The organism is Agrobacterium sp. T29 (assembly GCF_006970545.1).
In the GTDB taxonomy this organism is placed as follows: Bacteria; Pseudomonadota; Alphaproteobacteria; order Rhizobiales; family Rhizobiaceae; genus Agrobacterium; species Agrobacterium leguminum.
Genome location: NZ_CP040640.1, coordinates 279,090 through 304,738, shown reverse-complemented (window position 1 = coordinate 304,738; position 25,649 = coordinate 279,090). Strand labels below are relative to the sequence as shown.

Here is a 25,649-nt window from a genome sequence, read left to right as displayed (position 1 = left end):
AACCAAGCCAACGGACAATAGAGCGATAAAGTTGCAAGAAAACCGGCCTCACGCAGGTTTGATCGGAACTTGAGAAATTGATAATTAACGTGTTGGCAAGCCCGCTTATCAGGCGTAGGAGGAACGGCGATATCTTTTGTCGCAGCGGAAAGCCGCAGGCAGCCTCATGAACCGCATCATTCCCCTCATCCTGGCAGTCGCTCTCTTCATGGAGCAGATGGACTCCACCGTCATCGCCACCTCGCTTCCGGCAATCGCGGCAGACCTCAATGTCGGCCCGATCACCCTCAAGCTCGCGCTGACCGCCTATATGGTGTCGCTGGCGATCTTCATTCCCATCAGCGGCTGGATGGCCGACAAATACGGCGCGAAGAAAATTTTCCGTCTCGCCATCGGCGTCTTCGTGGTGGGGTCGATCTGTTGCGCGGTGTCGTCGTCGGTGTTCGAATTCGTGCTCTCGCGTTTCCTGCAAGGCATGGGCGGTGCAATGATGACGCCCGTTGGCCGTCTCGTTCTCCTGCGGACGACGAAACGGACGGAACTCGTTTCCGCCATGGCGCTGTTGACGATCCCGGCGCTTGTGGGGCCGCTGACCGGTCCGCCGATCGGCGGTTTCATCACCACCTATTTTTCATGGCACTGGATTTTCCTGATCAACGTGCCCATCGGCGTCATCGGCATCTGGCTGTCGACGATCTTTCTGCCGGAAATCGAAACCACCAATCCGCCACCGATGGACGGCAAGGGTTTCGTGCTATCAGGCATTGCTGCCTCCGGCGTTGTCTTCGGCGTTTCGGTCGTCAGCCTTCCGGCATTGCCGCCTGCGATCGGCATCGCCTCGACGATCATCGGATTTATCTGCGGCTTTCTTTACATGCGCCACGCCGCGCGCCATCCCGCCCCCATTCTGGATTTCCGCATTTTTCAGAATGCGACGTTCCGGGCGGCCTCCGTTGGCGGCACCATCTTCCGCATTTCGACGGGCGCCATTCCCTTCCTGATGCCGCTGATGCTGCAAATCGGTTTCGGGCTCAACCCGTTTCAATCAGGCATGATCACCTTTGCGGGCGCGATTGGCGCAATCACCACGAAATTCATGGCCAAGCGGGTGTTTGCCGCGACGGGGTTCAAATCGACGCTGATCGGGGCCGGCATCGTCGGCGCCTGCACGACGCTCGCCAACAGCTTCTTCACGCCTGACACCCCCTACCCGCTGATCATGATCTTTCTGGTCACGGCGGGTTTTGCCCGGTCGTTCTTCTTCACCGGATCGAATGCGCTCAGCTATTCCGATATCGAGGACAGCCAGGCCAGTCAGGCGACCTCGATGGCCTCGGTGATGCAACAGATCAGCCTTGCGCTCGGCGTCGCTTTCGCCGCTTCCATTCTGGAAGTCAGCAGCATGATATCAGGCACGCATCTGCAACTTGCCGATTTCCACATCGCCTTCACCATCGTGGCGCTGGTCTCGCTCTTCGCCATCGTGCCGATCATCCGCATGGACGCACAGGCCGGGGCGGCCGTTTCCGGTCACCGCGGCAAGATCTCGCAACCGGCGGAATGATCAGAAATCAAAACCGCATCGAGCGCGTGTTCAATCAGATGAAGCAGTTTCGTGGGATCATTACCCGCTACGAAAAAACCACGACGTCGTTTTCGGCATTTTTCGGGGGTGGTGGCAGTGGAAACTTTGACTACCACCAAAATGTAAGCATATTCGGGAGCCTCACCCCAACCAGCCATAGAGGACACCTCATGCTCACAAAAAAGCAGACGCTCTGGGCTCTACCGATCCTCATCGCGACTTTTGCAGCGTTATGTCTGACGGGTTATGTATTCGAGGAACGGCTTTCTATTAGGAGTGATGGCCTGACCGTCGTGATCGGCGGTGCTCTGGTGGCAAACTTATGCGCGTTGATCTTCGTTATATTCTCGATCTTTGTGTCGTTCGGAACTGCGCTCATTTTTAACGCCTCTAGCCCCGACTTCTGGCAGAGTACCGGCAACCCCTTCTATCACCTTCTGTGGCGCGAGTTGCAGAAAGCCACGGCACGAAGGTCAGAGAAGGGCGCTGACTGAGCCACTTTGTCAACAGGACCTAGTCCTCAGCCGCCTCTTCAGCGTCCGCATCGACTTGCGGCTCGTTTCTGCGGCCCTTGAAGTGCTTGGCAAGCAGGAACATCTCGACCGATTCCGAGCGTGACGATGCCGGCTTGATATGCAGGACCTGCTTGAAGTTCTTCTTCAGCATATCGAGCAATGCCTTTTCCGTGCCGCCCTGGAAGGTCTTGGCAAGGAAATGGCCGCCCTCCGCCAGCACCTGCACGGCGAAATCGGCCGCGACTTCGCACAGATGCATGGTGCGGATGTGGTCGGTCTTCTGGTGGCCCGTGGTCGGAGCCGCCATATCGGACAGCACCAGATCGGGCGTGCCGCCAACGGCCTCCATCAGCTTTTCGGGTGCTGTCGGATCGAGGAAGTCGAGTTGCAGGATTTTCACGCCGGGAATGGGATCTATTTCGAGAAAATCGATAGCCGCGACGCGGATATCTTCCTCGGTGGAATCCGTCACCTTGGAGGCAATCTGCGACCAGCTTCCGGGTGCCGCACCAAGGTCGATGATGCGGGTCGCACCCTTCAATATCTGGTGCTTGTCGTTGATTTCCAGAAGCTTGAAGGCGGCGCGGGCGCGATAGCCTTCAAGCTTGGCGCGCTGCACATAGGGGTCATTGATATGGCGTTCAAGCCAACGGCGCGATGAGGCCTTGAGCTTGGTCTTCTTGACCTTCTGACCGATCTTTCGGCCGGTGCGATTGGTGCTTGTCGGCGCCTTGCTCATGTCAAACCTTCCGTCCTGTCCTGCCGTGTCATCTGCATGCGCCTTATGCGGTTGCGCCGCCATGCGCCGTCATCCGCCATCATATCCGTCAAAAGGCCTTCGCGAAGGCCGCGATCCGCCACGCGCATCCGGCGTGCCGGCCAGCGGCGGCGAATGGCCTCGAGAATGGCGCAGCCGGCCAGAACCAGATCGGCCCTGTCAGGCCCGATGCAGGCATTGGCGGCGCGACCCGCGAAATCCCATGCGAGCAGCTTGTCCTGCATCGCCGTCACCTCGGCATCGGAAAGCCAGAGCCCATCCACCTTGCGGCGATCGTATCGTGGCAGATCGAGATGGACGCCGGCAAGCGTCGTGACCGTGCCCGAGGTCCCGATCAGGTGAAAATCCTCGTGATGGGTTTGCGGCGCGAGAGGCGGGCAATGGAAGGCATCGAGCAGCCGCTCGACTTCCCGCACCATGGCGGCGAAGACGTCCGGCGTCACATCGCGCCCGCCATGACGTTCCGAAAGCGTGACGACGCCGACCGGCAACGAGGTCCAGTGGGTGATGTGATTGGCGAGCCGGTTCGAGCGGTTTTCCCCGACCTTGATGACGGCGATTTCCGACGATCCGCCACCGATATCGAACAGCACGACGGAGCGTGCTTCGCGCCCGACGAGAGAAGCACAGCCAGACACCGCAAGGCGGGCTTCCGTCTCGCGGCTGATGATTTCGAGCTTCAGTCCCGTTTCCCGCGTAACCCGCGCCAGAAACTCTTCGCCATTCGACGCAGCGCGGCAGGCCTCGGTGGCGATGAGCCGCATGCGCCTGATCGGACGACCGGAGAGTTTCGCAGAGCAGACTTTCAGCGCCTCGACAGCTCGATCCATGGCGTCGTCAGAAAGCCGGCCACTCGACACCAGCCCCTCGCCCAACCGAACGATGCGCGAAAAGGCATCGACGACCCGGAACTGGCCGGGCCGCGTCGGCTGCGCAATCAATAGGCGGCAATTATTGGTGCCGAGATCGAGCGCGGCATACATATCCGCCGGCGGCTCCTGGCCATGCTCATGCTGGCGGCCTGCATGGCGCGCGGATATTTCAGATTGCCGGTGCGGTTCCTGCCCGGCCCCATTGGCGCGACCATTCTGCTTGCCGACATGCTTCGGCGCATGGGTGGGAACCAGCGGACGGCCCTGTGGATCGCGGCTGCGCGGATCGCGGTGACCGCGCTTGCGGTGGCGCGACTTTCGCCCTGCGCCCGGCGGCACGGAAGATGGATTGGCAGCATCTGTTGCAGCTGGAGCCTGCGTCTGCGCGCTGGAAACTGGGGCAGCCTGCTGAGACGCACCCTTGCCGCGAGAGCGCCTGCGGCGCTTTCTCTTGCGCGGCTCGGCATCCGGCTCAAGAGCCGATACATAGGAGGAACCGGCCGGAACATCCGCGGCAACATCATGCGACAGCACAGCAGCGTCACGGGGCTGACCGTCACGCTTGTGTTTCTTGCCACGACGGGATCGCTTCGCTTTCCCTTTGTTCGCCACCGACGCCCCTTGTTCCGACGGCTTTGGGCCGTTTCCGGGGTCGATCACTGTCTTGTCCATTTCGCCGCGCACAAGCGTAGACGCTATGCTGCTGGCTTTCATAAGGTTTCGTTGGGCGGACAATACCAGCGCAAGCGATTTTAGCCAAATGGTTTTTGCCGGGCGGCGTGTGGCAAAGGCTCACACGTCACCAAGGTTGCGTGACGCCCGCGCGGAATGCACGCTTTATCGATAGGAGTTTCATGCTGCTCCTCCGCGCGTTTTGCTTGAACCCGTCACGCTCTCCCCAAGCGTGACGAAACGAATTGCGGGCGCTCGCCTACAACACGGAGATCATGCCGCCATCGGCATAGACGATCTGACCATTGACGTAATCGGATGCGGCGGACGCAAAATAGATGACGGTTCCCGCCAGTTCTTCCGGACGCCCCCAGCGTCGCGCCGGCGTACGCGCCTTGACCCAGGCGTCGAATTCCGGGTTGGCGAGCAGGGCCTCGTTCATATCGGTGATCATGTATCCGGGGCCGATCGCATTGGCCTGAATGCCCTTTTCGGCCCACTCGGCCGCCATGGCCTTGGTCAGCATCTTGATGCCGCCTTTCGCCACGGTATAAGGCGCAACCGTTGCCCGGGCGAGTTCGGAGGTCAGCGATCCGATATTGATGATCTTGCCGGAGCCGCGCTCCGCCATTCGCCTGGCCGCCTCCCGGCCGACGAGGAAGGCCGACGTCAGATTGGTGTCGATCACCCTTCGCCAGTCGGCGCTCTCCAGCTCCAGCATAGGCTTGCGGAACTGGATGCCGGCATTGTTGACGAGGATATCCACCCGGATACCGTCCCGGTCGAACCGCTCGAAGGCTGCGATGACAGCGGCTTCGTCGGTCACGTCGAACGCCGCGGTCAGCACCTCACGACCTGTCGAGCGCATCGCCGCAGCCGCCTCTTCCAGTCGGGTGGCGTCGACGCCATTGAGGATCACCCGGGCGCCGGCATTCGCCAGCCCCTCGGCGAAGGCCCGCCCCAAACCGCGGGACGAACCGGTGATCAGCGCCGTGTTACCGCTGAGATCGAATAGTGAAACGCTCATGACGATTCCCCTCAGAGTTCAGAGACGCGGACGGACAGATCCGAGCGCTCGAAGAAGGACGGTTGCAGTTCAGTGCCGAGACCGGGGCCTTCCATCGGATAAACGAAGCCGCCCTCGATACGCGGAACCTCCGTCACCAGTTCGCGATACCAGCCCTTGTAGAAGGCGCGCACGCTTTCCTGGATAAGAGTGTTGGGCTGCGAAAAGCTCATGTGGATCGCGGCGGCGAAGCCGACCGGGCCGATGCAGTCATGCGGGGCAAAAGGCCGGTGATAGGTTTCCGCCATGGCCGCGATCTTGCGGCCCTCGGTCAGGCCACCCGTCCAGCACAGGTCGGCCATGACGACATGAGCGGCGTCGCGGTCGAGATAGTCCTTATAGGCAAAGCGGGTGCCGAGCGTTTCGGAGGCGCAGGTCCACACATCGGTGGAATGCGCGTATTCGGCAAGCGCCTGCGGCGAATTCATCCGTATCGGATCTTCGTACCATGTGGGCTTGAACGGCTCGAGCACCCGCGCGATCTGCTTGGCGACCGGCAGGTTCCACAGCGAATGGAACTCGACCATGATATCCATCTTGTCGCCGACCGCCTTGCGGATCAGCTCGAACGGCTTGATCGCCGTCTTCATCTGTTCCGCCGTGATGAACAGACCGCGGTTTTCCATCGCCGGAGGATCGAACGGCCAGATCTTCATGGCCGTGATCCCGTTCGACAGGAGATCTTCCGCCAGTTCGCCCGCCCGGTTCATGAAACCGTCGAGGTCTTCGTAGGGACCGGCTTCCTCACCCAAATTCCATGTATCGACCGGCTTGATCTTCTTCGTCCGCACATAGCGGCTTCCGGCGCAGGTATTGTAGACACGCATCTTCTCCACGCAGAGCCCGCCCAGCATCTGGTGAACAGGCTGCCCGCATACCTTGCCGAAAATATCCCACAGCGCGATGTCGACTGCGGAAGCCGCACGGTGTTCCGCCCCCGTCGAGGCATGGGCCATCGGCAGGTTGAGCATTTCCCGGTGAAGGGCTTCTATATGAAGCGGGTTACGGCCCACCAGCCGGCTTGCCAGCGTATCGTGGATGTGGGCCTCGACGGCCGCCGCCCCATAAAAGGTTTCGCCGAGACCGGTAACGCCCTGATCGGTCTCCACATGCACCCATAGAACGTTGGAGAACTCTTCTGCCCGAAAAGTCTTGATCGCAGTTATTTTCATCATTGCTTCCATTTCTGTCTGCCCGTCGTTTCGTTTCCAAATTGCATGGACAGGACCATCTACTTATCTCTCACAAGAAAACATGCTCCAGTCCCAAAGGCGGTTCTCATCAGCTCTCCGATGCACTGGTTCCAACGGAGAGAATCGTCATTGTCCGAAAAGCCTGCCTCATCGCTGCGCTTACCATTCGGCGAGACTGCCATCCTGATGACGCCAGAGCGGATTGCGCCAGCGATGGCCTTGCCTCGCCATTTCGATCACATGCGCCTCATCAACCTCGATACCCAGGCCGGGACCCTGCGGTATTTCGACAAACCCGTTCTCGTAACGGAAGACATCCTTGTTGGTGATGTAGTCCAGCAGGTCGCTGCCCCGATTGTAGTGAATGCCAAGGCTCTGTTCCTGGATAAATGCGTTGTAGCTGACAGCATCGATTTGCAGGCAGGCAGCCAGAGCAATCGGCCCAAGCGGGCAATGCGGCGCAAGGGCGACGTCATAGGCCTCCGCCATCGTCGCAATCTTGCGGCATTCGGTAATTCCGCCCGCATGCGAAAGATCCGGCTGGATAATATCGACATAGCCGCCGGAGAGGACGGATTTGAAATCCCAACGTGAATAAAGCCGCTCGCCGAGCGCGATCGGAGCCGAGCAATGATTGGCGATTTCCTTCAGCGCCTCGAGATTTTCCGAAAGTACCGGCTCTTCGATGAACATCAGCTTGAACTGCTCGAGTTCCCTCGCCAGCACCTTGGCCATCGGCCTGTGAACCCGGCCATGGAAATCGGCACCTATGCCGATATGCGGCCCCACCGCATCGCGCACGGCGCCTATCGTCGCGACGATGGCGTCGATCTTGTCGTTGCCGTCGACGATCTGCAGCTCTTCGGCGCCATTCAGCTTGATCGCCTTGAAGCCCGCAGCGACGACGGCCCGCGCATTGTTCGCCACGTCACTCGGACGGTCGCCGCCGATCCATGAATAGACCTTGATCCGGTCGCGGCACTGGCCTCCGAGCAGCGCGTGGATCGGCTGGCCGAGCGCCTTGCCCTTGATATCCCAGAGCGCCTGGTCGATCCCGGCAATCGCGCTCATATGGACCGCACCGCCACGATAAAAACCGCCGCGATACATGACCGTCCAGTGATCCTCGATCAGGAACGGATCCTTGCCGATGAGGTAATCCTCCAGCTCATGCACGGCAGCCTGAACCGTCAGAGCCCTGCCTTCGACCACGGGCTCGCCCCAGCCGGTGATGCCCTCATCCGTCTCGATCTTGAGGAACATCCAGCGTGGAGGAACGATATAGGTGGTGAGTTTTGTGATCTTCATGATAGTTGCCTTCATCTCCGCCATCGAAGCGGATCGCCGCACCCACGGTGTCTCTCAGAACGACAATTGCACCTTCATCGCCCGCGACCTGTCAGTGGCGAGCATGAACGCGTCATTCGCCTCCTGAAACGGCAAAGTATGGGTTACGAGCGGTGTCAGATCGATGCGGCCGGAGTTCATCAAATCGACCGCCTGCTGGAACTCACTGTCGAAACGGAAGGTGCCGCGCAGCTGCAATTCCTTGGTGACGATGGCGTTGATCGGCAATGTAACATCGCCGCCAAGCCCGAGCTGGACGATGATGCCGCCGGCGCGGATGGCTGCGAGTGCGCCGTTGAGCGCAGCCTGATTGCCCGAGGCCTCGAACAAGATGTCGACCGTACCCTTGCCCGTGGCGTAGGGCGCAAGCGCTTCCGGCGTCGTCGCCATGTTGAGAGCCGCTGTCGCGCCGAGTTTACGCGCGACCTGCAGCGGGAATTCGCCCACATCCGTCGCGATGATCTCCGCAGCGCCCGCATTCCGCGCCACCAGCACGCACAATGCCCCTATCGGACCGCAGCCCGTGACAAGAACCCGCTTACCCAGAAGCGGCCCCGCCTGTTTCATGGCGTGCAGAACAACCGCGAGCGGCTCGGCCATGGCCGCTTCCGCCATGGTAACCGTCTCGGCAATCGGAATTGCCTGGGCGGCGCTGACGGTGATGCTCTGGCGAAAACCGCCCTGCGCATGCGGCAGGCGCATGGCGCTGCCCATGAACTGCATGTTCATGCACTGGTTATGGGCGCCCTCCCGGCAATATTCACATTCGTAACAGGGAGAACTCGGATTGACCGACACCCGCATGCCCGGCACCAGATGCGAAACACCGGCGCCGCATTCCTCGATAATGCCGGCCATCTCGTGGCCGAGCGCCATCGGCTCACGCACGCGGATGCTGCCGGAGCCGCCATGCAGGTAATAATGGAGATCGGAACCGCAAATACCTCCGGCCTTGACGGCAATCCGAACCTGACCGGCAGCCGGGGCGACGCTGGCCACGGGTTCGATCCGCAGATCCTTCTGAGCGTGAATGATAACGCCTAACATCGAATTTTCCTTCCTGATTTCGCTGTGACGGTGCCTGAGCAGCCTTCAAGCGAGACAATTTTTGGTTTGATGGTGCCGCACGCTGGCGAAAAGCTTTCTCGCCGTGACGGTGCTTCCTTTGAAAATTCTGGAAATCTGAAATATTGAGAAATTTCCTGTTATTGCATTTTGCAACTGACGAGACGGAACGGTAACGTCAGGCAGAATCTCGAGGAATGAAGCATGACCGGTGAAGACAAGAACGGGACGAAAGATGAGGACGGCAATCCGCAGGAGAAGAAGAGACGCAACAGCGTCAACCTGACGGAGCTTGCCTATGAGCGCATCGAGCACCTGATCATTACCTGTGAACTCAAGCCGGGCCGCTTTCTTTCCATTCAAGACCTGCAGAGAGAGACCGGATTGAGCCGCACGCCCGTGCATCAGGCGGTCAGCCGGCTGGCCGCCGATACGCTCGTGATCATTCAGCCCCGTCATGGCCTGCAGATCGCGCCCATCGACCTCGCCCGCGAGCGAATGCTTCTGCGTTTGCGGCGCGACCTTGAGCGTTTCGTCGTGTCGCTGGCCGCCGAGCACTCCACGTCCACGCACCGTTCGCAGATGCTGCACATCACCCGCATTCTGAAAGACCAGCGCGATACGATGGCGATCGGCGATTTCAATATTTTCGACCGCCGCATCGACAAGCTGATCCTGCTGGCGGCGGGAGAGCCGTTCCTCGAGCATACGCTGCGGCCGCTCCACACCCTGTTCCGGCGCATCGGCCTGATCCATCACCGCAATATCGGCGGCGCGGAAAGCCTGGCCGGAAGTATCCAGAGCCATATCGGCATACTCGAGGCAATCGCCAAGCGGAATGTCGCGCTGGCCGTCGAGGCGTCCGACCAGCTGATCGACTATGTCGACCGGATGTTCGATGCCCTCGAGAGGGACATCGATCCATCCATCCTCGATTCCAGCCTGGAATCGCTGATCTCGCTGTGAAGTATCGCCTCTTGCGTTCTTCATGATCCGGCTCCGGTGCTGAAGATTATGCGCGTAGCCGCAGGCCGGTTTCGGCGGAAAACAGAACGGCGTCATCGAGGTTGAACGCCAGCGAAACGGGATCACCGACTTTAAGCCCGGTATAGCCCTGTTCGGTGACCATGACGGCGTCCAGTTCACCTTCCTCGCGATGCGCCGTGCGGGCATTGCTGAGCGTGACCGCAATGACGGATTCGGCGCCGATATGCTCCACCAGCGTCACCGTTCCTTCGACGCTGCCGGGTTGACGTTCAGGCGTCAGCCGGATCGCATTCGGGCGGATGCCGAACAGAACCTTGCCGTCCACCCTGACCGCTGCCGACAGGCCCTGCGGCAATGCCAGCGCAATGCCACCGACGCTGACGACACCGCTTGCCGCATCGGCTTCGATGAGGTTCATCGGCGGCGTGCCGATAAAGCGCGCGACATAGGTATTGGCCGGATCGCTATAGATTTCGCGGGACGAACCGAATTGCTGAACGACACCGTCGCGCATCAGCGCGATCTTGGTTCCCATCGTCATGGCCTCGACCTGATCGTGGGTCACATAAACGAATGTACCGCCGATATCGGCATGCAGCTTGGAAATTTCCGCCCGCATCGACGTCCTGAGCTTGGCATCCAGATTGGAGAGCGGCTCATCCATCAGGAAGACTTCGGGCTGCCGCACCATCGCCCGGCCTAGCGCGACACGCTGCCGCTGCCCGCCCGACAGGGTGCGCGGAAACCGGTCCAGCATCTCGGTCAGGCCCAGTATCTTCGCATTACGCTGCACCATTTCCTTCACCTGCGGCGAATTCTCGATCCGCCGCCTGACAAGGCCTCCGATGATCGGCAGGTGATGCCACCAGCGGAACTGTTTCATCACCAGCGGAAACGTCATGTTCCTGCGCACGGTCAGATGCGGATAGAGCGCATAGGACTGGAAAACGAAGGCCATGTCGCGGTCGCTTGGCGGCAGATTGTCGACGCGGCGGCTGCCGATCAGTATTTCTCCGCCGGAAATGCTTTCAAGACCGGCCAGCATGCGCAGAAGCGTCGATTTTCCGCAGCCCGAAGGGCCGAGCAGCACCAGAAACTCGCCGTCCGAAACGGCGATATCGATATTGCGGATAACGTCCTTTGCGCCGAAACTCTTGCTGACGCTTTTCAGGGTAATGGATGCCATTTCAAAGATCCTTTATCAGCCCTTGACGCTGCCGGCCGTCATACCGGCCACGACATAACGCTGGACAAGAAGGTAAAACAGGACAGCAGGCAGCGTGTAGATGAAGCCGACGGCCATGACGGAATGCACGGGCGTCGACAATTCGCCGACGAAACCGGCGAGCCCCACCGAGGCGGTGCGCAGACTTTCGCTGCTGATGAGCGTCTGGGCGAAAACATACTCGTTCCAGCCGTTGAAGAATGCGATGACCGAGGCGGCGGCGAGCGTTGGCCCAATCAGCGGCACCACGATCAGAAGCACCACGTCGAGCTTGGAGCACCCCTCCATACGGGCGGCCTCTTCAACCTCGATCGGCACTGCATCGATGGCCCCTTTGAGAATCCAGGCGATGACCGGCACCGTAAAGGCGGTGTTGGCGAGGATCAGGCCGGTCAAAGTATTGAGCAGCCCGAGATCGCCGAAGATGGCGTAGAGCGGCACGACCAGCATGGCTTCGGGCAGCATCTGGGTGGCAAACAGCACGAAGCCGAGAAGAGCAAGACCGGCGAACCGGAAACGGGAGAGCGCATAGGCGGGCAGGATCGCCAGCACAATGCTCAGCACCGTCGTGCCGGAGGCAACGATCACGCTGTTTTTCAGCCATGTCGCAACCGGTATGGTCTTGAACACGTCCCGATAAACATTCAGTTCCGAAAACGACGGCAGGAACTGCGGGGTTGCGGCAAAGAGCTCCGAAGACGTGGTGAGCGATGTCACCAACATCCAATATATCGGGAAGACAGCAACACCGAGAAGGGCAAGGACGCTGATCATGCGCAGGCTGTGCTGCCAGGGAGAGGTTTTCATGCGCGTCTCCCCTGCGCACGTTCGGCACGCTGCGATATCTTGAAGTAGATCATTGTCACGACGAGCGCGATGGCGAGGCCCACCATGCCGATGGAAGCAGCACTGCCGAGCTCGCGATAGACGAAGCCCTGGCGGTAGAGCTCGATCACCAGCGTATTGGTCGCGCCGATCGGACCTCCCTGCGTCATCAGCCAGATCAGATCGAAACGGCGTAGCGACCAGATGGTGACGAAGAGAGCGAGCAACAGCACGGTCGGCTGGATGGTCGGCCATACAGCCGTCTTGAAGACGTTGAACCGGTCGGCTCCATCGATAATCGCAGCTTCGCGCACTTCCGATGGAACGCCCTGCAGAGCTGCCAGAATGACGACCGAAGAAAACGGAAAGATCTGCCAGATGGTCGTGATCATGATGGCAGGCAGGGCAAGCGAGGGATTGTCCAGCCAGTTTTCACTGGAAAACGGCAGGCCCAGCACCCGCAGCGCATAATTGAACACGCCATATTGGGAGTTGAGCATCCAGGTGAAGATCAGTGCAACGGCAACCGGCGGCGCCGCCCATGGCACCGTTACCAGGGCGCGGGCAATACCGCGTCCGGTAAAGGGGTTGTTGAGAAGCAGCGCCGTACCGAGACCGAAACCGATCGCCAGCACGACGCAGAGGATCGTATAGATCAGCGTGACCCAGAGAACCTGCGCGAAATCGCTGGTTTCGAAGATGTAGAGATAGTTTTCGAAACCGACAAAGAGCTGGTCGTCGGGAGACAGCAGCGAAGTCGATGTGAAGCTGAGCTTCAACTCCTGCAGCAAGGGGTAGATTTGAAACAGCAGAAGATAAAGGGCGACAGGCGCGGCGAACCAATAAGGTGTCCACCGGCTACCCTCGATCCCGCTACGTGAGTCGGATGATCGCATCGACATTACTCGCTTTGTGAAAATTGCAGGTAAAGTCTGCGCCGCATCAGCGGCGCAGCACCCGTCGCTCGATCAGCCGCTGCGCGGCATCCATGGCGTCCTTGGGGTTTTCCCCGCCCTGAAGAACCTTCAGCACACTCTCGAGTACGATCTGCTGGATTTCCGGCGTCTTCGTCTCAAGGCCCATGACCAGTTGCGGGACCGCCGTTTCGACCTGCTTGTCGTATACGGTGAGCCAGGGCTGCGCCGCCAGGTCCTCGGCGGAATATTGCGTCACCGTGCCGACGATGGTTCCCATGGCCTTTTGCAGGCCCTGCTGATTTTCCGGCTCCAACGCCCATTTCAGGAAGGTGACAGCCGCATCCTTGTGCTTGGTATTGGCGTTGATCGACAGCATGGTCATGATCAGGCCCTGGGCCGGCGTCGGGAAGGGAGAAGGTGCGGCGGCAAAGGGAAGGTTCGGGGAATTCTGGTGGAAGATCGCCGCAACGCCGCCATTGTCGACATTCATGGCAATCTTGCCTTCCCAGAACATGCGCCGGTAGGTGGCGGCATCGGCGCCTTTCGGAATGACATCGAGATCGTAGACCGCCTTATAGGCCTCGATACCCTTGATGACCTCGGGGCTGTTTACCGTCAGATTGCCGGAAGCGTCGCTCCAGCGGCCACCAAATCCGTAGACGAAATTGCAGACGTCCTGCCAGAAACCGGCCCGTTCTGCCATCGTGGCGCGATAGGCGTAACCATATTTGCCGTCACCCGTTGTTTCCTTGGCAACCTTGAGGAAATCCTCGAATGTCGTGGGCGGTGCGCCCTTGACGATATCCTTGTTGTAAAGAAGCCCGTAACCGGTGGAATCGAAGATCACACCATAACGCTTGCCGTTCACCGCGAGATATTTGTCGGGGCCGATGAATTTATACTGCGACGGATCGATAAGGCCTTCGAGGGAAAGAACGCGCCCCGAAGGGACGGCTGCGAAATAGTCGATCTGGTCGAAACGAACCAGATCCGGGCCGCCGCCCCCACCCATCTGCGTGAAGACGGTGTTGGCGAAACTGGAGAACGGGATCGCGATCGGCTCGACCTCGATCTTGTCCTGACTTTCATTGAATTTCTGAACCCACGCCTTGGCGCGGTCACCGCGGCCTGCCTCGGAGAACATCGCCGCGGCAAATGTGATCTTCTCTTTCGCCTGTTGCGCAAAGGCCGTGCCCGATAGCGCCGAGACCAGCAGCACGGACGCCAGGGCGCCGCGAACAATTCCACGTCTTGAATGCAGATAAGCCATTTGGATCCTCCATCCTTATACATATCCGACGGACGTTTCCTCCACCGCCGGACATGCTTCCTCATCCGCCAACTAGAATGTTGTGATATTTCACGAAAGTCAACGCTATTATTTTGCGTTGTTGCGCGCTGGCAATTCTGCGATGACGATGGTGACTGAATGGCCTGGTGAAAGCCACGACACGGCGGCTCGCCGAAGCTGCGCCTAAAAAATATGCTTGAAAGCCCATCGGCAAGAACACAAATCGGGCACTCTTCTTCGCATTTTGACGAAATCGCGCGTCAAAGCCCGAAATCCAATCTGGCACGCGGTTTGCTTCGTTTATTCCGAGTTGGCCGCTAGGGTTCCGGTGCAGGTTTGCATGACTGGTCCGAGAGCAGCCACTGTGCGAGGAGAAATCTCGCACGGATGCACGGCGGGACAAAAGCCCGGGAGACCTCGTTAGCCAAGGGATTGGCGGCGTTGGTCTATGCCGATCCCTTTTTGAGAACAAGCAAAAGGGGAATACCAATGCAGACTTTCAAAACGATCATTTCCATTTCCGCGCTGGGGGGCCTTCTTGCGCTCCCGCTGGTTTCGACAGCGGATGCTGCGCCCAAAAAGGATTTCAAGGTCGCCTGGTCGATTTATGTCGGCTGGATGCCCTGGGGTTATGCCGCCGACCATGGCATCGTCAAGAAATGGGCCGATAAATACGGCATCAATATCGAGGTCACGCAGTTCAACGATTATGTGGAATCGATGAACCAGTATACAGCGGGCGCCTATGACGCCGTGACCCTGACCAACATGGATGGCCTGTCGATTCCCGCTGCCGGTGGCGTCGATACAACCGCCGTCATCGTCGGCGATTTCTCCAATGGAAACGATGCCGTCATCCTCAAGGACAAAAAAGACCTTGCCGAGATCAAGGGCCAGAACATCAATCTCGTGGAGTTCTCCGTGTCGCATTATCTGCTTGCACGGGCGCTCGAAACCATCGGCTCATCCGAACGCGATGTGAAAGTCGTCAATACGTCCGACGCGGACATGGTCGCCGCTTATCAGACGCCGGAGGTTTCCGCTGTCGTGACGTGGAATCCGCTGGTTTCAACCATTCTCCAGAATTCCTCGGCCAACAAGGTTTTCGACAGTTCCAAAGTCCCCGGCGAGATCATCGATCTGATGGTCGCCCATACCGATGTGCTGAAGGATAATCCCGATTTCGGCAAGGCGCTCGCGGGCATCTGGTACGATACGATGAAGGTGATGACCGCCGAGAGCGCGGAAGGCAAAGCGGCGCGCGAGGCGATGGGCAAGGCATCCGGCACGGATCTTGCCGGTTTCGAAGCCCAGATGGCGGCCACCAAGCTGTTCGACAAGCCGGCGGACGCGGTCGCCTTCACGGCTTCGCCGGATCTGCCGAAGACCATGGACCGGGTGCGGCACTTCCTGTTCGACAAGGGCCTGCTTGGCAACGGCGCGTCATCGGCGGACGCAATCGGCATCGCGTTTCCGGATGGGGCCGTCCGCGGCGACACGTCCAACGTCAAGTTCCGCTTCACGACGGATTACATGGCCGAAGCGGCCAAGGGAATGCTCTGAGGACCAGCCGCACCGCGCCCCGGCGCGGTCTTCCACCCTGCCATCACCCCGGAGTTTCCCATGCGCTGGATCAATTCGCGTCCTTCGAACGGCGCCCGTCTTGGACTTGCCGTCCTGCCCTTTGCGGCCGTGCTGATCGCTTACACGGTCGGCTCGGCGGCACGGCTTGCCGAAAACGCCAATGACAAGCTTCTGCCGGGCTTTGCCGGCCTTGCCGACGCCATCAACCGGCTGGCTGTCATCCCCGATGCCCGCACGGGTGATATTCTTCTATGGACGGATACGGCCGCAAGCCTCGTCCGCCTGTTTTCCGGACTGGGGATAGCGACCGCGATAGCGTTGGCCATCGGCATGCTTATCGGCATGCTGCCTTACGCACGATCGCTGCTTTCGCCTTTCGTTAGCGCCATTTCCATGGTGCCGCCGCTGGCGCTTTTGCCCATCCTTTTCATTCTGCTCGGCCTTGGCGAAATTTCCAAGATCGCACTCATCGTCATCGGTGTAGCGCCCGTGATGATCCGCGATCTGGCGCTCAGGGCCATCGAACTGCCGCGCGAGCAGATCATCAAGGCCGAGACGCTCGGGGCAAACTCATGGCAGATCGCGCTGCGCGTGGTGCTGCCGCAGGTCCTGCCGCGGCTCATCACCTGTCTGCGTCTCCAGCTCGGACCGGCCTGGCTTTTCCTGATCGCCGCGGAAGCGATTTCGTCCGATGCGGGGCTCGGTTATCGCATCTTCCTCGTTCGCCGCTATCTCGCGATGGATGTGATTTTTCCCTATGTCATCTGGATCACGCTTATCGCCGTGCTGACCGACTGGCTGCTGGACCGGCTGCGCCTTGCCGTCTTTCCCTGGTCGGCAACGGAGAACAAGGCATGAGCACGCTCACCATCGACAATGTCTGGAAGGAATATGGCGACCAGATCGTGCTCGAGAATGTTTCGCTCGAGATCGAATCCCGCGCATTTGTCGCGCTTGTCGGTCCGTCCGGCTGCGGCAAGACCACCTTCCTGCGCATGATCCTCGGCCAGGAGCGGCCGAGCCGCGGCACGATCCTTCTCGACGGCAAACCGCTGCCCGACGAACCGGGACCGGACCGCGGCGTCGTGTTCCAGAAATATTCGGTGTTTCCGCATCTGACCGTGCTCGGTAACGTCCTGATCGGCAAGGAACTTGCAGCGTCGCCCGTCAGCGGCAAGCTGTTCGGCGCCGCCCGCCGGACCGCGATAGACGAGGCCCGCACCATGATCGCCGATGTCGGCCTTTCAGGGTCGGAAGACAAATATCCTGCCCAGCTTTCCGGCGGCATGCAGCAGCGCCTGGCGCTTGCCCAGACGCTGCTGATGCGGCCTAAAATCCTGCTGCTCGACGAACCCTTCGGCGCACTTGATCCGGGCATTCGCGCCGAAATCCACCAGCTGATGAAACGGCTGTGGAACGAAGCGCAGATGACGGTGGTGATGGTGACGCACGACATGCGCGAGGCCTTCACGCTTGCCACCCGCGTCATCGCTTTCGAGCGCCCACGCGACCGCCCGGAGGAAAAACTGCGCTATGGCGCAACGGTCACCCGCGACATTTCGATCTGGCCGCCGCGCCGGGCCGGCGGCGTCGCCGCCTGAACGATATGCATCAGGGCCAAGCCCTGATGTCGACTGCGCAGTTGCGGATAGAGGGGCGGCTCAACACCCCTGCCGGAATTGCTTCCGACGGCCCGCCGGGACGACCCGGCAAACAAGGGCAGACACCGGGACGACCCGAACTCAACCGCCATGGAGCACCTTATGCACCAAAGACGTTCGCCCGAAGAAATCGCCGCCAACCGCGCCCGTTATGAAGATCACCAGAAAAAGGGGCTGGAATTCGCACCCAAGGCGCTGCCCGGCTTCAGCCTCCTGCCCGAACCCATGCTCGACGAAACGAAAATCCTTCACCGCGAAATCATTCCCGGCGGCTGGTACTGGACGACCAGGCTGCGCAGGGAAGAGGTGCTGCGCATCAGCCTCAACCACGGCTTCTCTTCGATTGCGCTCATCGCCTGGAATGCCGCCGACACCTCGGAACGCATCAATCTGCCCGACACGATCAAGGTGCAGTGGACGACGGGGCTTTCCAAAGGCCGCGTCATCTTTTCCGACATGGGGCGTGTGATGTTTTCGATTACCGAAGACAGTTCCGGCGCGCATGATTGCCTTGTCGGCGGCTCGAACGCGCAGAGCAACGCCCGTTATGAGGGCGCACATCTGCGCGACACCCGCGATAACTTCATCAAGCTGGCGATGAAGCTCGGCCTCGACCGCCGTGACATTCCGGCGGCGCTCACGCTTTTCGCGCCCGTGCGTGTCGATGCCGAAGGCCGGTTTTTCTGGAACCCGGCCCTCCTCAATGGCGGGGACTATGTGGAACTGCGTGCGGAAATGGACATGCTGGTCGGTTTTTCCAATTGCCCGCATCCGCTCGATCCCAACCCGGCCTATGCGCCGAACCCGGTGACGGTCACCCGCCTTGCGGCCGCTCCGGTCGCCGCCGACGACCTGTGCCGGACCGCCACCGCCGAGGCCGTGCGCGGTTTCGAGAACAACGCGCTTTCCAACCTTTGAGCCGGGAGAAACGAACATGACCGATTTCATTGAAACCGTTTCGTCGCGCACATCTGAAAATGCAGCGCAAAACCACTACGTCCCGGCTGAAAAACCCTTCTCCACCTTCATCCGCAAGGGCGCCACGGTTCGTATCGAAGACACTTACGGCCAGCAGGCCATCGACACGCTGTTTTACAACGCTCGGGACTTTTCCGAACGCTACTCCAGTCAGGATACGGTGCGGGCGCAGGGCGCGGCCTATATTTCGACCGGCACGAAAATCATGTCGAGCGAGGGCCGAGTGATGCTGACCGTGACCGCCGACAGCTGCGGCCGTCACGACACCTCCGCCGGCGCCTGCTCCTGCGAAAGCAACACGGTGCGTTTCGGCCATGGAACGAAATATCTTCATGCCTGCCGGGACAATTTCGTTGCCGAGGTCGCCAGATACGGCATGGGCAAACGCGATGTCGTTTCCAATATCAACCTTTTCATGAATGTGCCCATCTCGCCCAATGGCGGCATGACCATCGTGGACGGCATTTCCTCGCCCGGCGACTACGTCGAACTGGTGGCCGAGATGGATGTGCTGCTGGTCATTTCCAACTGCCCGCAGATCAACAATCCCTGCAATGGTTTCGATCCGACGCCGATCCGGGTGCTCGTTTGGAACGGGGAGGATTGAGCCGATGTTCAAGAAAGTTCTCATCGCCAATCGTGGCGAAATCGCCGTCCGCATCATCAGGACGCTGCGGGACATGGGTATTGCCTCTGTGGCGGTCTATTCCGATGCCGACCGCTTCGCCAGGGCGGCATTGACGGCCGACGAAGCGATACGCCTCGGGCCGGCGCCCTCCGCAGAAAGTTATCTCGATGTCGAAGCGGTGATTGCCGCCTGCAAAAAGACGGGCGCGGAAGCGGTCCATCCCGGTTATGGCTTTCTTTCCGAAAATATCAGCTTTGCCGAAAGGCTGGCGGCTGAAGGCATCGTCTTCATCGGCCCGACCCCGGAAAACATCGCCGATTTCGGCCTGAAGCACACCGCACGGGAACTGGCGCAGAAAAGCGGCGTGCCGCTGCTTCCGGGCTCCGGGCTGCTTGGCTCGGTCAAAGAGGCGCTCGCCGCCGCGGAAGCCGTCGGTTATCCGGTCATGCTGAAATCCACCGCCGGCGGCGGCGGCATCGGCATGCAGCTCTGCGCCGACGACGCCGCGCTGAAAGCGGCCTTCGAGAGCGTGCAGCGCACGGCGAAAGCAAGCTTTGGCGACGCCCGCGTCTATCTGGAACGGTTCGTGGCGAAGGCCCGCCATGTCGAAGTGCAGATATTCGGCGACGGCAAGGGACGGGTGATCGCACTTGGCGAACGCGACTGCTCGCTTCAGCGCCGCAACCAGAAGGTCATCGAGGAAACACCCGCCCCCGGGCTTTCCGATGAGGTTCGGGCGCGCCTGCACGCGGCCGCCGTCTCGCTGGGAAAACAGGTGAATTATCGCTCCGCCGGCACGGTCGAGTTCATTTACGATCCGGCCCGCGAGGAATTCTATTTCCTGGAGGTCAATACGAGGCTGCAGGTGGAGCACCCGGTGACCGAAGCCGTCTTCGGCATCGATCTGGTGGAATGGATGATCCGTCAGGCCGCCGGCGACGATGTCCTGACCGGCGCAGAGGAGCTGATACCCAAGGGGGCGGCCATCGAGGCGCGTGTCTATGCGGAAATGCCGCATGCCGATTTTCGCCCGAGCGCCGGGCTTCTGACCGAGGTGGTTTTTCCCGAAGATGTCCGGGTCGACGGCTGGATAGAGACCGGCACGGAGGTAACGCCTTCTTACGATCCCATGCTGGCCAAGATCATCGTCACGGGCGCAGATCGCAACGCGGCGATCGCCAGTCTCGGCGCCGCCCTGTCGCACACCGCGATTTCAGGCATCGAGACCAATCTCGACTATCTCAGGGCGATTGCCGGCTCCAGCCTTTTCCGGACCGGCAATGTCGCGACCACGGCACTGAAGGATTTTCCCTTCGTGCCGGATGTCGTCGAGGTCATTGCACCGGGAGCGCAATCAAGCCTTCAGGAACTGCCTGGCCGTCTCGGCCTGTGGCATGTCGGGGTGCCGCCGAGCGGACCGATGGACGAACGTTCCTTCCGTCATGCGAACCGGCTGGTCGGCAATCACGACCACACCGCGGCTCTGGAAATCACCGTTTCCGGTCCCGTGCTCAAGTTCTTTGCGGATGTGATGGTGGCGCTTGCCGGCGCGGAAATGCCGATGAAGTGCGACGGCGAACCCGTTCCGCATAACACCCCGATCACGGTCAAGGCCGGGCAGACGCTTACCATCGGCCAGATCGGCGGGGCGGGGCAGCGGGCCTATCTGGCGGTGGCCGGCGGTTTTGACGCGCCGGTCGTGCTCGGCTCGCGCGCCACATTCGGGCTTGGTCAGTTCGGCGGCAACGCCACCGGCACCTTGCGCGCCGGCCACGTTCTTCGCCTCGCCCGCGTCCCCCAGGCCGATGCGAAAGCCGCCTCCGAACCTGCCGACCTGACCCGCGAATGGTCGGTGGGCGTGCTCTATGGGCCCCATGGCGCGCCGGATTTTTTCCTTGAGGACGATATAGAGACCCTGTTTGCGACCGAATATGAGGTGCATTTCAATTCTGCCCGCACGGGTATACGCCTCATCGGGCCTGCGCCGAAATGGGCGCGCGAGGACGGCGGGGAAGCCGGACTTCACCCCTCGAACCTGCATGACAATGCCTATGCCATCGGCGCCATCGATTTTACGGGCGACATGCCGATCATTCTCGGGCCGGATGGCCCGTCCCTCGGCGGCTTCGTTTGCCCGGCGGTGATTGCCGCGGACGAGCAATGGAAGATGGGACAGTTCAAACCGGGCGACAAGATCCGCTTTCATCCGGTTGCGCGGGCGGAAGATCCCATTGCCGGTCCCATCGTCAAACGCATTGGCGACACTGCCGGCTCTCCCATTCTCGGCCGTCGCGACGATGGCGAGGTTCCGGTCGTTTATCGCCGGCAGGGCGATGACAACCTGCTTGTCGAATATGGCCCGATGCAGCTCGATGTCAGCCTGCGCCTGCGCAGCCATCTTTTGATGCAGGCGGTGCGGGAAGCCGGCGTTCCCGGCCTGATAGACCTGACCCCCGGCATCCGCTCGCTGCAGATTCACTACGATGGATCGCATGTGACGCGTGGCCGGTTGCTCGGCCTTCTTTCCGAAATCGAAAGCGGCATGCCTTCCGTTCACTCGGTGAAGGTGCCGAGCCGCACCGTCTGGCTGCCGCTGTCGTGGGACGATCCGGATGCGGCGCTGGCGATGCGCAAATATCAGGAGCTGGTGCGCCCCAATGCGCCCTGGTGCCCTTCGAACATCGAATTCATCCGCCGCATCAACGGTCTGGATGACGAACAGGCGGTAAAAGACAAAATCTTCGACGCCTCCTATCTCGTCATGGGGCTTGGCGATGTCTATCTCGGCGCGCCTGTTGCCACGCCTCTCGACCCGCGCCATCGCCTCGTCACGACAAAATATAATCCGGCGCGCACCTGGACGCCGGAAAACGCCGTCGGCATCGGCGGCGCCTATATGTGCATCTACGGCATGGAGGGACCGGGCGGCTATCAGCTCTTCGGGCGCACCATCCAGATGTGGAATACGTGGCGGCAAACCCCGGTCTTCGGCAAGGACAAACCCTGGCTGCTCGATTTCTTCGATCAGGTCCGTTTCTTTCCCGTCAGCCACGGCGAATTGACCGAAGCCCGCGCCGCCTTTCCCCATGGGGGTTATCCCGTCCGTATCGAAGAGGGCGAGTTTTCCTATGCGGATTACGAGGCGGAGCTTCAGAAGAATGCCGCCGCAATCGGCGCATTCAAGGCGGGCCAGCAGGCCGCTTTCGAGGCGGAACGCCAACGCTGGAAAGATCAGGGGCTCGACAGTTTTGTGGTCGATGAAGGCGTCGGTCCCGGCCTCGGCGGCGATATTCCCGACGGCTGCTTCGGCATTGAAAGTGCCGTGCCGGGCAATGTCTGGAAGGTGCTGGTGGAAAAAGGGCAGAAGGTGGCGGCCGGAGAAACGCTCGCCATCATCGAATCCATGAAGATGGAAATCACCGTCAACGCGCACGCCGCGGGCAAGGTGCGCGATCTCCGCGCCGGGCCGGGCCGCAATGTCAGGGCCGGCGACGTGCTGGTCGTTCTGGAGGCCATGTAATGTTGCCGATCATTCTCGATATCGCGTCGCTGAAAGATGCCTATGCAAAGGGGCTGAGCCCGCTCGATCTCGTCGAGGAAATAATTCTTCGCATCGAGGCGTCGGACGATCCGGCGATCTTCATAACGAAGACGCCGGACGAGGATCTGCGCGCCGCCGCCCGCGACCTCCTGACCCGCGCGCCCAGGGCCAACAGCCTGCCGCTGTGGGGCGTGCCTTTTGCCGTCAAGGACAATATCGACGTGGCCGACCTGCCGACGACGGCCGCCTGCCCTGCCTTTGCCTACCGGCCGCAACAGGATGCAACCGTCATCGCCCGGCTGAAGGCCGCAGGTGCAATCGTCATCGGCAAGACCAATCTCGACCAGTTCGCCACCGGGCTGAACGGCACGCGCTCGCCTCACGGCGCGCCGCGCTCCGTCTTCGACAAGTCTTATGTGTCGGGAGGCTCGTCCTCCGGCTCCGCCGTGGCGGTGGCGTCTGGCCTTGCCAGTTTCGCGCTCGGCACGGATACGGCCGGTTCCGGCCGCGTGCCCGCCGCCTTCAACAATATTGTCGGTATCAAGCCTACGCCCGGACTGGTGCCGAATGTCGGCGTCGTACCTGCATGCCGCTCGGTGGACGTCGTGACCGTTTTTTCCGCGACGGTGGGCGACGGTGCGGCTGTGCGCAGGGTCATGGAGGGTTATGATCCCGGCGACCCCTTCTCGCGCAGGGCAAAGCCGGCCGCCCTGCCGGCTGCCGGGCTGCGCATTGGCGTGCTTGAGCCCGGGGAACGGGAATTTTTCGGCAATGCCGCTTTCGAGGCGCTTTATGACGCGGCTATCGAAAAAGCGAAAATGCTCGGCGCAGACATCGTCCCCTTCGACTATGCGCCGTTCCGTCAGGCCGCCGAGCTGCTCTATAACGGCCCGTGGGTGGCCGAGCGTCTGGCGGCGGTGAAGCATTTCCTGGCGACCAATGCCGGCGATTTCGATCCCACCGTAAGGGCAATCATCGAGGGGGCAAGGCGATACGATGCCGTCGACGCCTTCGAGGGACTATACGGGCTCGAGGTGCTTCGCCAGAAGGCATCAGCGGAATGGGCGAAAGCCGATGTGTTGATGTTGCCGACATCCCCCACCACCTACACGGTGGAGGAGATGCGCGCAGATCCGATCGCGAAGAACGGCCATTTCGGGCGATATACCAATTTCGCCAATCTGTTCGGTTATGCGGCCATCGCTGTTCCCGCGGGTTTCGATGCCGCGGATCATTTGCCGGCGGGTGTCACCCTGTTCGGCCCGGCCTTTTCCGACGATGCGCTGGCGCCATTTGCCGATATGCTGCACCGCGCATTGCAGCCCGGCATGGGCAAGGACCGCAAGGCTGCCCTGGCGGAAGCTTCGAAAGTGGCGGATACCGATGACGGGCTGGTGCCGATTGTCGTCGTCGGCGCCCATCTCACCGGCATGCCGCTCAATCACGAACTCACAGGCCCCGGCGGCCGGCTGATGAAATCCTGCCGCACGGCGGGGGATTACCGGCTGTTCGTCTTGCCGAATACCGTTCCACCGAAACCCGGCCTGCTGCGGGAGCCCGGCTTTGAAGGCGCGGGTCTGGAGGTGGAGGTCTGGAGGGTGACGCCCGAAGCCTTCGGACGTTTCGTGCAGAACATTCCCGCTCCCCTTGGCATCGGCAAGGTGACGCTGGACGACGGATCACAAATCTCCGGCTTCCTGTGCGAACCCTATGCGCTCAAGGGTGCTGTGGAAGTGACAGGCCTTGGCGGGTGGCGCGCCTATATCCGGTCGATCAAACAAGAAGAAAGGAAAAGCCATGCGTGACATTTTCTCAAAATATATGGGCATCCTCCGGCGAGCAACGGTGATGCTTTTGACTGCGCGAGCCGGAATGTATTGGGGCCGAGGACGTCGAAACGGCTAAGTCCGGTTTCATCGCAATCGCCGTTCCGGGCATCGGAGACGCCATATCGAACAGGCGACACTATCTTCGCCTGTTCGACCCTGAACGCTCATCGCCAACCGGGAGGCGGTCTTAGCGACCGGACGCTTATTCGAGGCTCTTGATCGGGTCTTTCGGCGCCGGATCGAAACCCACGAGTTCCACGGTCAGCTTCGCATAGGTGCCGTCGGCCACGATGTCGGCGAGCGCCTTGTTCACCGCCTTCACCAGCTCGGGCTTGCCCTTCTTGATGGCGAAACCTTTCTGGACGTGGCTGACGAAATCCGGCGTCATTTCGAGGGGAAGACCGGAATTCTTGATCGCCCATGCACCGGCGATCGCATCGGTAATGGTCGCGTCGATATTGCCGTTGACGAGGTCCTGCATCGCGTCCGATTCAGCCTTGTATCCTTTGACGACCGCACCCTTTTCCTCGGCAATTTTTGCGAAGGTGGAAGAGACGAGCGCACCGACGGTCTTGCCTTTGAGATCAGCGGCGCTTTTGATGGTCGAGCCCTTCTGGACGACGATGCGACCGCCCGATTCCAGCCAGCCATTGGCAAAGGTAACGCGCTTCTGCCGCTCTTCGGTTATATCCATGGAAGCGCTGATGATATCGTACTGATCCGCCTGAAGACCGACCAGCAGGGAGTCCCATTTGATCAGAACCGGCGTGTAGGTGAGGTCGAGGCGCTTCGCCACTTCCTTCATCACGCGGATTTCCAGACCGTCGAGCGTTCCATCCGGAGCGCGCATGCTGAAGGGCGAAAAGGTTCCTTCCGTTGCGACCTGCAGCTTCCCGGGCTCCAGCAATTCAAGCTCTGCGGCAAACGCCGGAGCGTTGGTGATGGTCGCAGCGAGTGCGGCGACGGCAAATGCGATAGATTTGAATTTCATGACTCGTTCCCTTATTGATTTTTTGAATTTTCCTGTTCGTCAGGCGACATTGGCGTCACCCGCAGTCGATCCTGCGGATCGCTCCGCCGGATATTTCAG

At 60.6% G+C, this 25,649-nt stretch carries 21 protein-coding genes and 1 riboswitch; of the genes, 10 read left to right on the top strand and 11 right to left on the bottom strand.

Annotated features, from left to right (window positions below):
- Positions 1 to 166 precede the first annotated feature (166 nt).
- Together FGF54_RS01500 and FGF54_RS01495 are read left to right on the top strand one after the other, a co-directional pair.
- Positions 167 to 1,564: an MDR family MFS transporter gene (locus FGF54_RS01500; RefSeq protein ID WP_142778730.1), complete on the top strand. Its 1,398-nt coding sequence runs from the start codon at positions 167 to 169 to the stop codon at positions 1,562 to 1,564.
- The gene (locus FGF54_RS01495) at positions 1,561 to 2,079 is read left to right on the top strand and encodes a transposase (protein ID WP_142778729.1); all 519 of its coding nucleotides are present in this window, start codon (positions 1,561 to 1,563) and stop codon (positions 2,077 to 2,079) included. The genes FGF54_RS01500 and FGF54_RS01495 overlap by 4 nt, the downstream gene beginning before the upstream one ends.
- A gap of 19 nt (positions 2,080 to 2,098) precedes the next feature.
- Here the strand turns inward: FGF54_RS01495 and FGF54_RS01490 are convergent, their stop codons facing one another.
- The 6 genes from FGF54_RS01490 to FGF54_RS01465 form a co-directional block, all read right to left on the bottom strand.
- A complete protein-coding gene (locus FGF54_RS01490; RefSeq protein ID WP_142778728.1) occupies positions 2,099 to 2,839 on the bottom strand; it encodes an RlmE family RNA methyltransferase in 741 nt (246 codons plus the stop codon).
- Positions 2,836 to 4,464 carry a Ppx/GppA phosphatase family protein gene (locus tag FGF54_RS01485; RefSeq protein ID WP_168207965.1) on the bottom strand — a complete coding sequence of 543 codons (1,629 nt, stop codon included), beginning with the start codon at positions 4,462 to 4,464 and terminating at the stop codon, positions 2,836 to 2,838. Before FGF54_RS01485 ends, FGF54_RS01490 begins: the two co-directional genes overlap by 4 nt.
- A gap of 217 nt (positions 4,465 to 4,681) precedes the next feature.
- The gene (locus FGF54_RS01480; RefSeq protein ID WP_142778726.1) at positions 4,682 to 5,449 is read right to left on the bottom strand and encodes an SDR family oxidoreductase; all 768 of its coding nucleotides are present in this window, start codon (positions 5,447 to 5,449) and stop codon (positions 4,682 to 4,684) included.
- An 11-nt stretch (positions 5,450 to 5,460) separates the two neighbouring features.
- Positions 5,461 to 6,660, bottom strand: a complete 1,200-nt coding sequence (locus tag FGF54_RS01475; protein WP_142780091.1) for a mandelate racemase/muconate lactonizing enzyme family protein — start codon at positions 6,658 to 6,660, stop codon at positions 5,461 to 5,463.
- 180 nt (positions 6,661 to 6,840) lie between these two features.
- Positions 6,841 to 7,989 carry a galactonate dehydratase gene (gene dgoD / locus FGF54_RS01470; protein ID WP_142778725.1) on the bottom strand — a complete coding sequence of 383 codons (1,149 nt, stop codon included), beginning with the start codon at positions 7,987 to 7,989 and terminating at the stop codon, positions 6,841 to 6,843.
- 54 nt (positions 7,990 to 8,043) lie between these two features.
- A complete protein-coding gene (locus FGF54_RS01465; RefSeq protein WP_059760653.1) occupies positions 8,044 to 9,075 on the bottom strand; it encodes an L-idonate 5-dehydrogenase in 1,032 nt (343 codons plus the stop codon).
- 222 nt (positions 9,076 to 9,297) lie between these two features.
- Here FGF54_RS01465 and FGF54_RS01460 point away from each other — a divergent pair, with 222 nt between their 5' ends.
- Positions 9,298 to 10,059: a GntR family transcriptional regulator gene (locus tag FGF54_RS01460; protein ID WP_035263179.1), complete on the top strand. Its 762-nt coding sequence runs from the start codon at positions 9,298 to 9,300 to the stop codon at positions 10,057 to 10,059.
- A gap of 46 nt (positions 10,060 to 10,105) precedes the next feature.
- Here FGF54_RS01460 and FGF54_RS01455 read toward each other — a convergent pair whose 3' ends face one another.
- The 4 genes from FGF54_RS01455 to FGF54_RS01440 are packed head-to-tail and all read right to left on the bottom strand — an operon-like array spanning position 10,106 to position 14,317.
- Positions 10,106 to 11,266, bottom strand: a complete 1,161-nt coding sequence (locus tag FGF54_RS01455) for an ABC transporter ATP-binding protein (RefSeq protein ID WP_142778724.1) — start codon at positions 11,264 to 11,266, stop codon at positions 10,106 to 10,108.
- 15 nt (positions 11,267 to 11,281) lie between these two features.
- Entirely contained in the window at positions 11,282 to 12,112 is an 831-nt protein-coding gene (locus tag FGF54_RS01450) for a carbohydrate ABC transporter permease (RefSeq protein ID WP_142778723.1), read from the bottom strand.
- Positions 12,109 to 13,026, bottom strand: a complete 918-nt coding sequence (locus tag FGF54_RS01445; RefSeq protein ID WP_059760857.1) for a carbohydrate ABC transporter permease — start codon at positions 13,024 to 13,026, stop codon at positions 12,109 to 12,111. Before FGF54_RS01445 ends, FGF54_RS01450 begins: the two co-directional genes overlap by 4 nt.
- Positions 13,027 to 13,072: 46 nt before the next feature.
- On the bottom strand, positions 13,073 to 14,317 hold the full coding sequence (locus FGF54_RS01440; RefSeq protein WP_035263175.1) for a sugar ABC transporter substrate-binding protein: 1,245 nt from the start codon (positions 14,315 to 14,317) through the stop codon (positions 13,073 to 13,075).
- A gap of 327 nt (positions 14,318 to 14,644) precedes the next feature.
- A riboswitch (guanidine-I (ykkC/yxkD leader) is annotated at positions 14,645 to 14,754 on the top strand.
- 73 nt (positions 14,755 to 14,827) lie between these two features.
- Between FGF54_RS01440 and FGF54_RS01435 the strand changes: the two genes are divergently transcribed.
- The 7 genes from FGF54_RS01435 to atzF all read left to right on the top strand — a co-directional run bounded on the left by FGF54_RS01435 (position 14,828) and on the right by atzF (position 24,535).
- The gene (locus FGF54_RS01435) at positions 14,828 to 15,901 is read left to right on the top strand and encodes a putative urea ABC transporter substrate-binding protein (RefSeq protein ID WP_035263173.1); all 1,074 of its coding nucleotides are present in this window, start codon (positions 14,828 to 14,830) and stop codon (positions 15,899 to 15,901) included.
- A gap of 60 nt (positions 15,902 to 15,961) precedes the next feature.
- A complete protein-coding gene (locus tag FGF54_RS01430; RefSeq protein ID WP_142778722.1) occupies positions 15,962 to 16,780 on the top strand; it encodes an ABC transporter permease in 819 nt (272 codons plus the stop codon).
- Entirely contained in the window at positions 16,777 to 17,523 is a 747-nt protein-coding gene (locus FGF54_RS01425) for an ABC transporter ATP-binding protein (protein ID WP_142778721.1), read from the top strand. Before FGF54_RS01430 ends, FGF54_RS01425 begins: the two co-directional genes overlap by 4 nt.
- A 162-nt stretch (positions 17,524 to 17,685) precedes the next feature.
- Positions 17,686 to 18,501 (top strand): urea amidolyase associated protein UAAP1, encoded by an 816-nt coding sequence (locus FGF54_RS01420; RefSeq protein ID WP_142778720.1) that lies wholly within the window; start codon positions 17,686 to 17,688, stop codon positions 18,499 to 18,501.
- Between the two features lie 16 nt (positions 18,502 to 18,517).
- Entirely contained in the window at positions 18,518 to 19,168 is a 651-nt protein-coding gene (locus tag FGF54_RS01415; RefSeq protein ID WP_142778719.1) for an urea amidolyase associated protein UAAP2, read from the top strand.
- A gap of 4 nt (positions 19,169 to 19,172) precedes the next feature.
- Positions 19,173 to 22,709, top strand: a complete 3,537-nt coding sequence (uca, locus tag FGF54_RS01410; protein ID WP_142778718.1) for an urea carboxylase — start codon at positions 19,173 to 19,175, stop codon at positions 22,707 to 22,709.
- Positions 22,709 to 24,535 carry an allophanate hydrolase gene (gene atzF / locus FGF54_RS01405; RefSeq protein WP_142778717.1) on the top strand — a complete coding sequence of 609 codons (1,827 nt, stop codon included), beginning with the start codon at positions 22,709 to 22,711 and terminating at the stop codon, positions 24,533 to 24,535. The genes uca and atzF overlap by 1 nt, the downstream gene beginning before the upstream one ends.
- A gap of 226 nt (positions 24,536 to 24,761) precedes the next feature.
- On the opposite strand, the gene FGF54_RS01400 is transcribed toward atzF, so the two are convergent.
- Positions 24,762 to 25,550 (bottom strand): transporter substrate-binding domain-containing protein, encoded by a 789-nt coding sequence (locus tag FGF54_RS01400; protein ID WP_142778716.1) that lies wholly within the window; start codon positions 25,548 to 25,550, stop codon positions 24,762 to 24,764.
- Positions 25,551 to 25,649 lie beyond the last annotated feature (99 nt).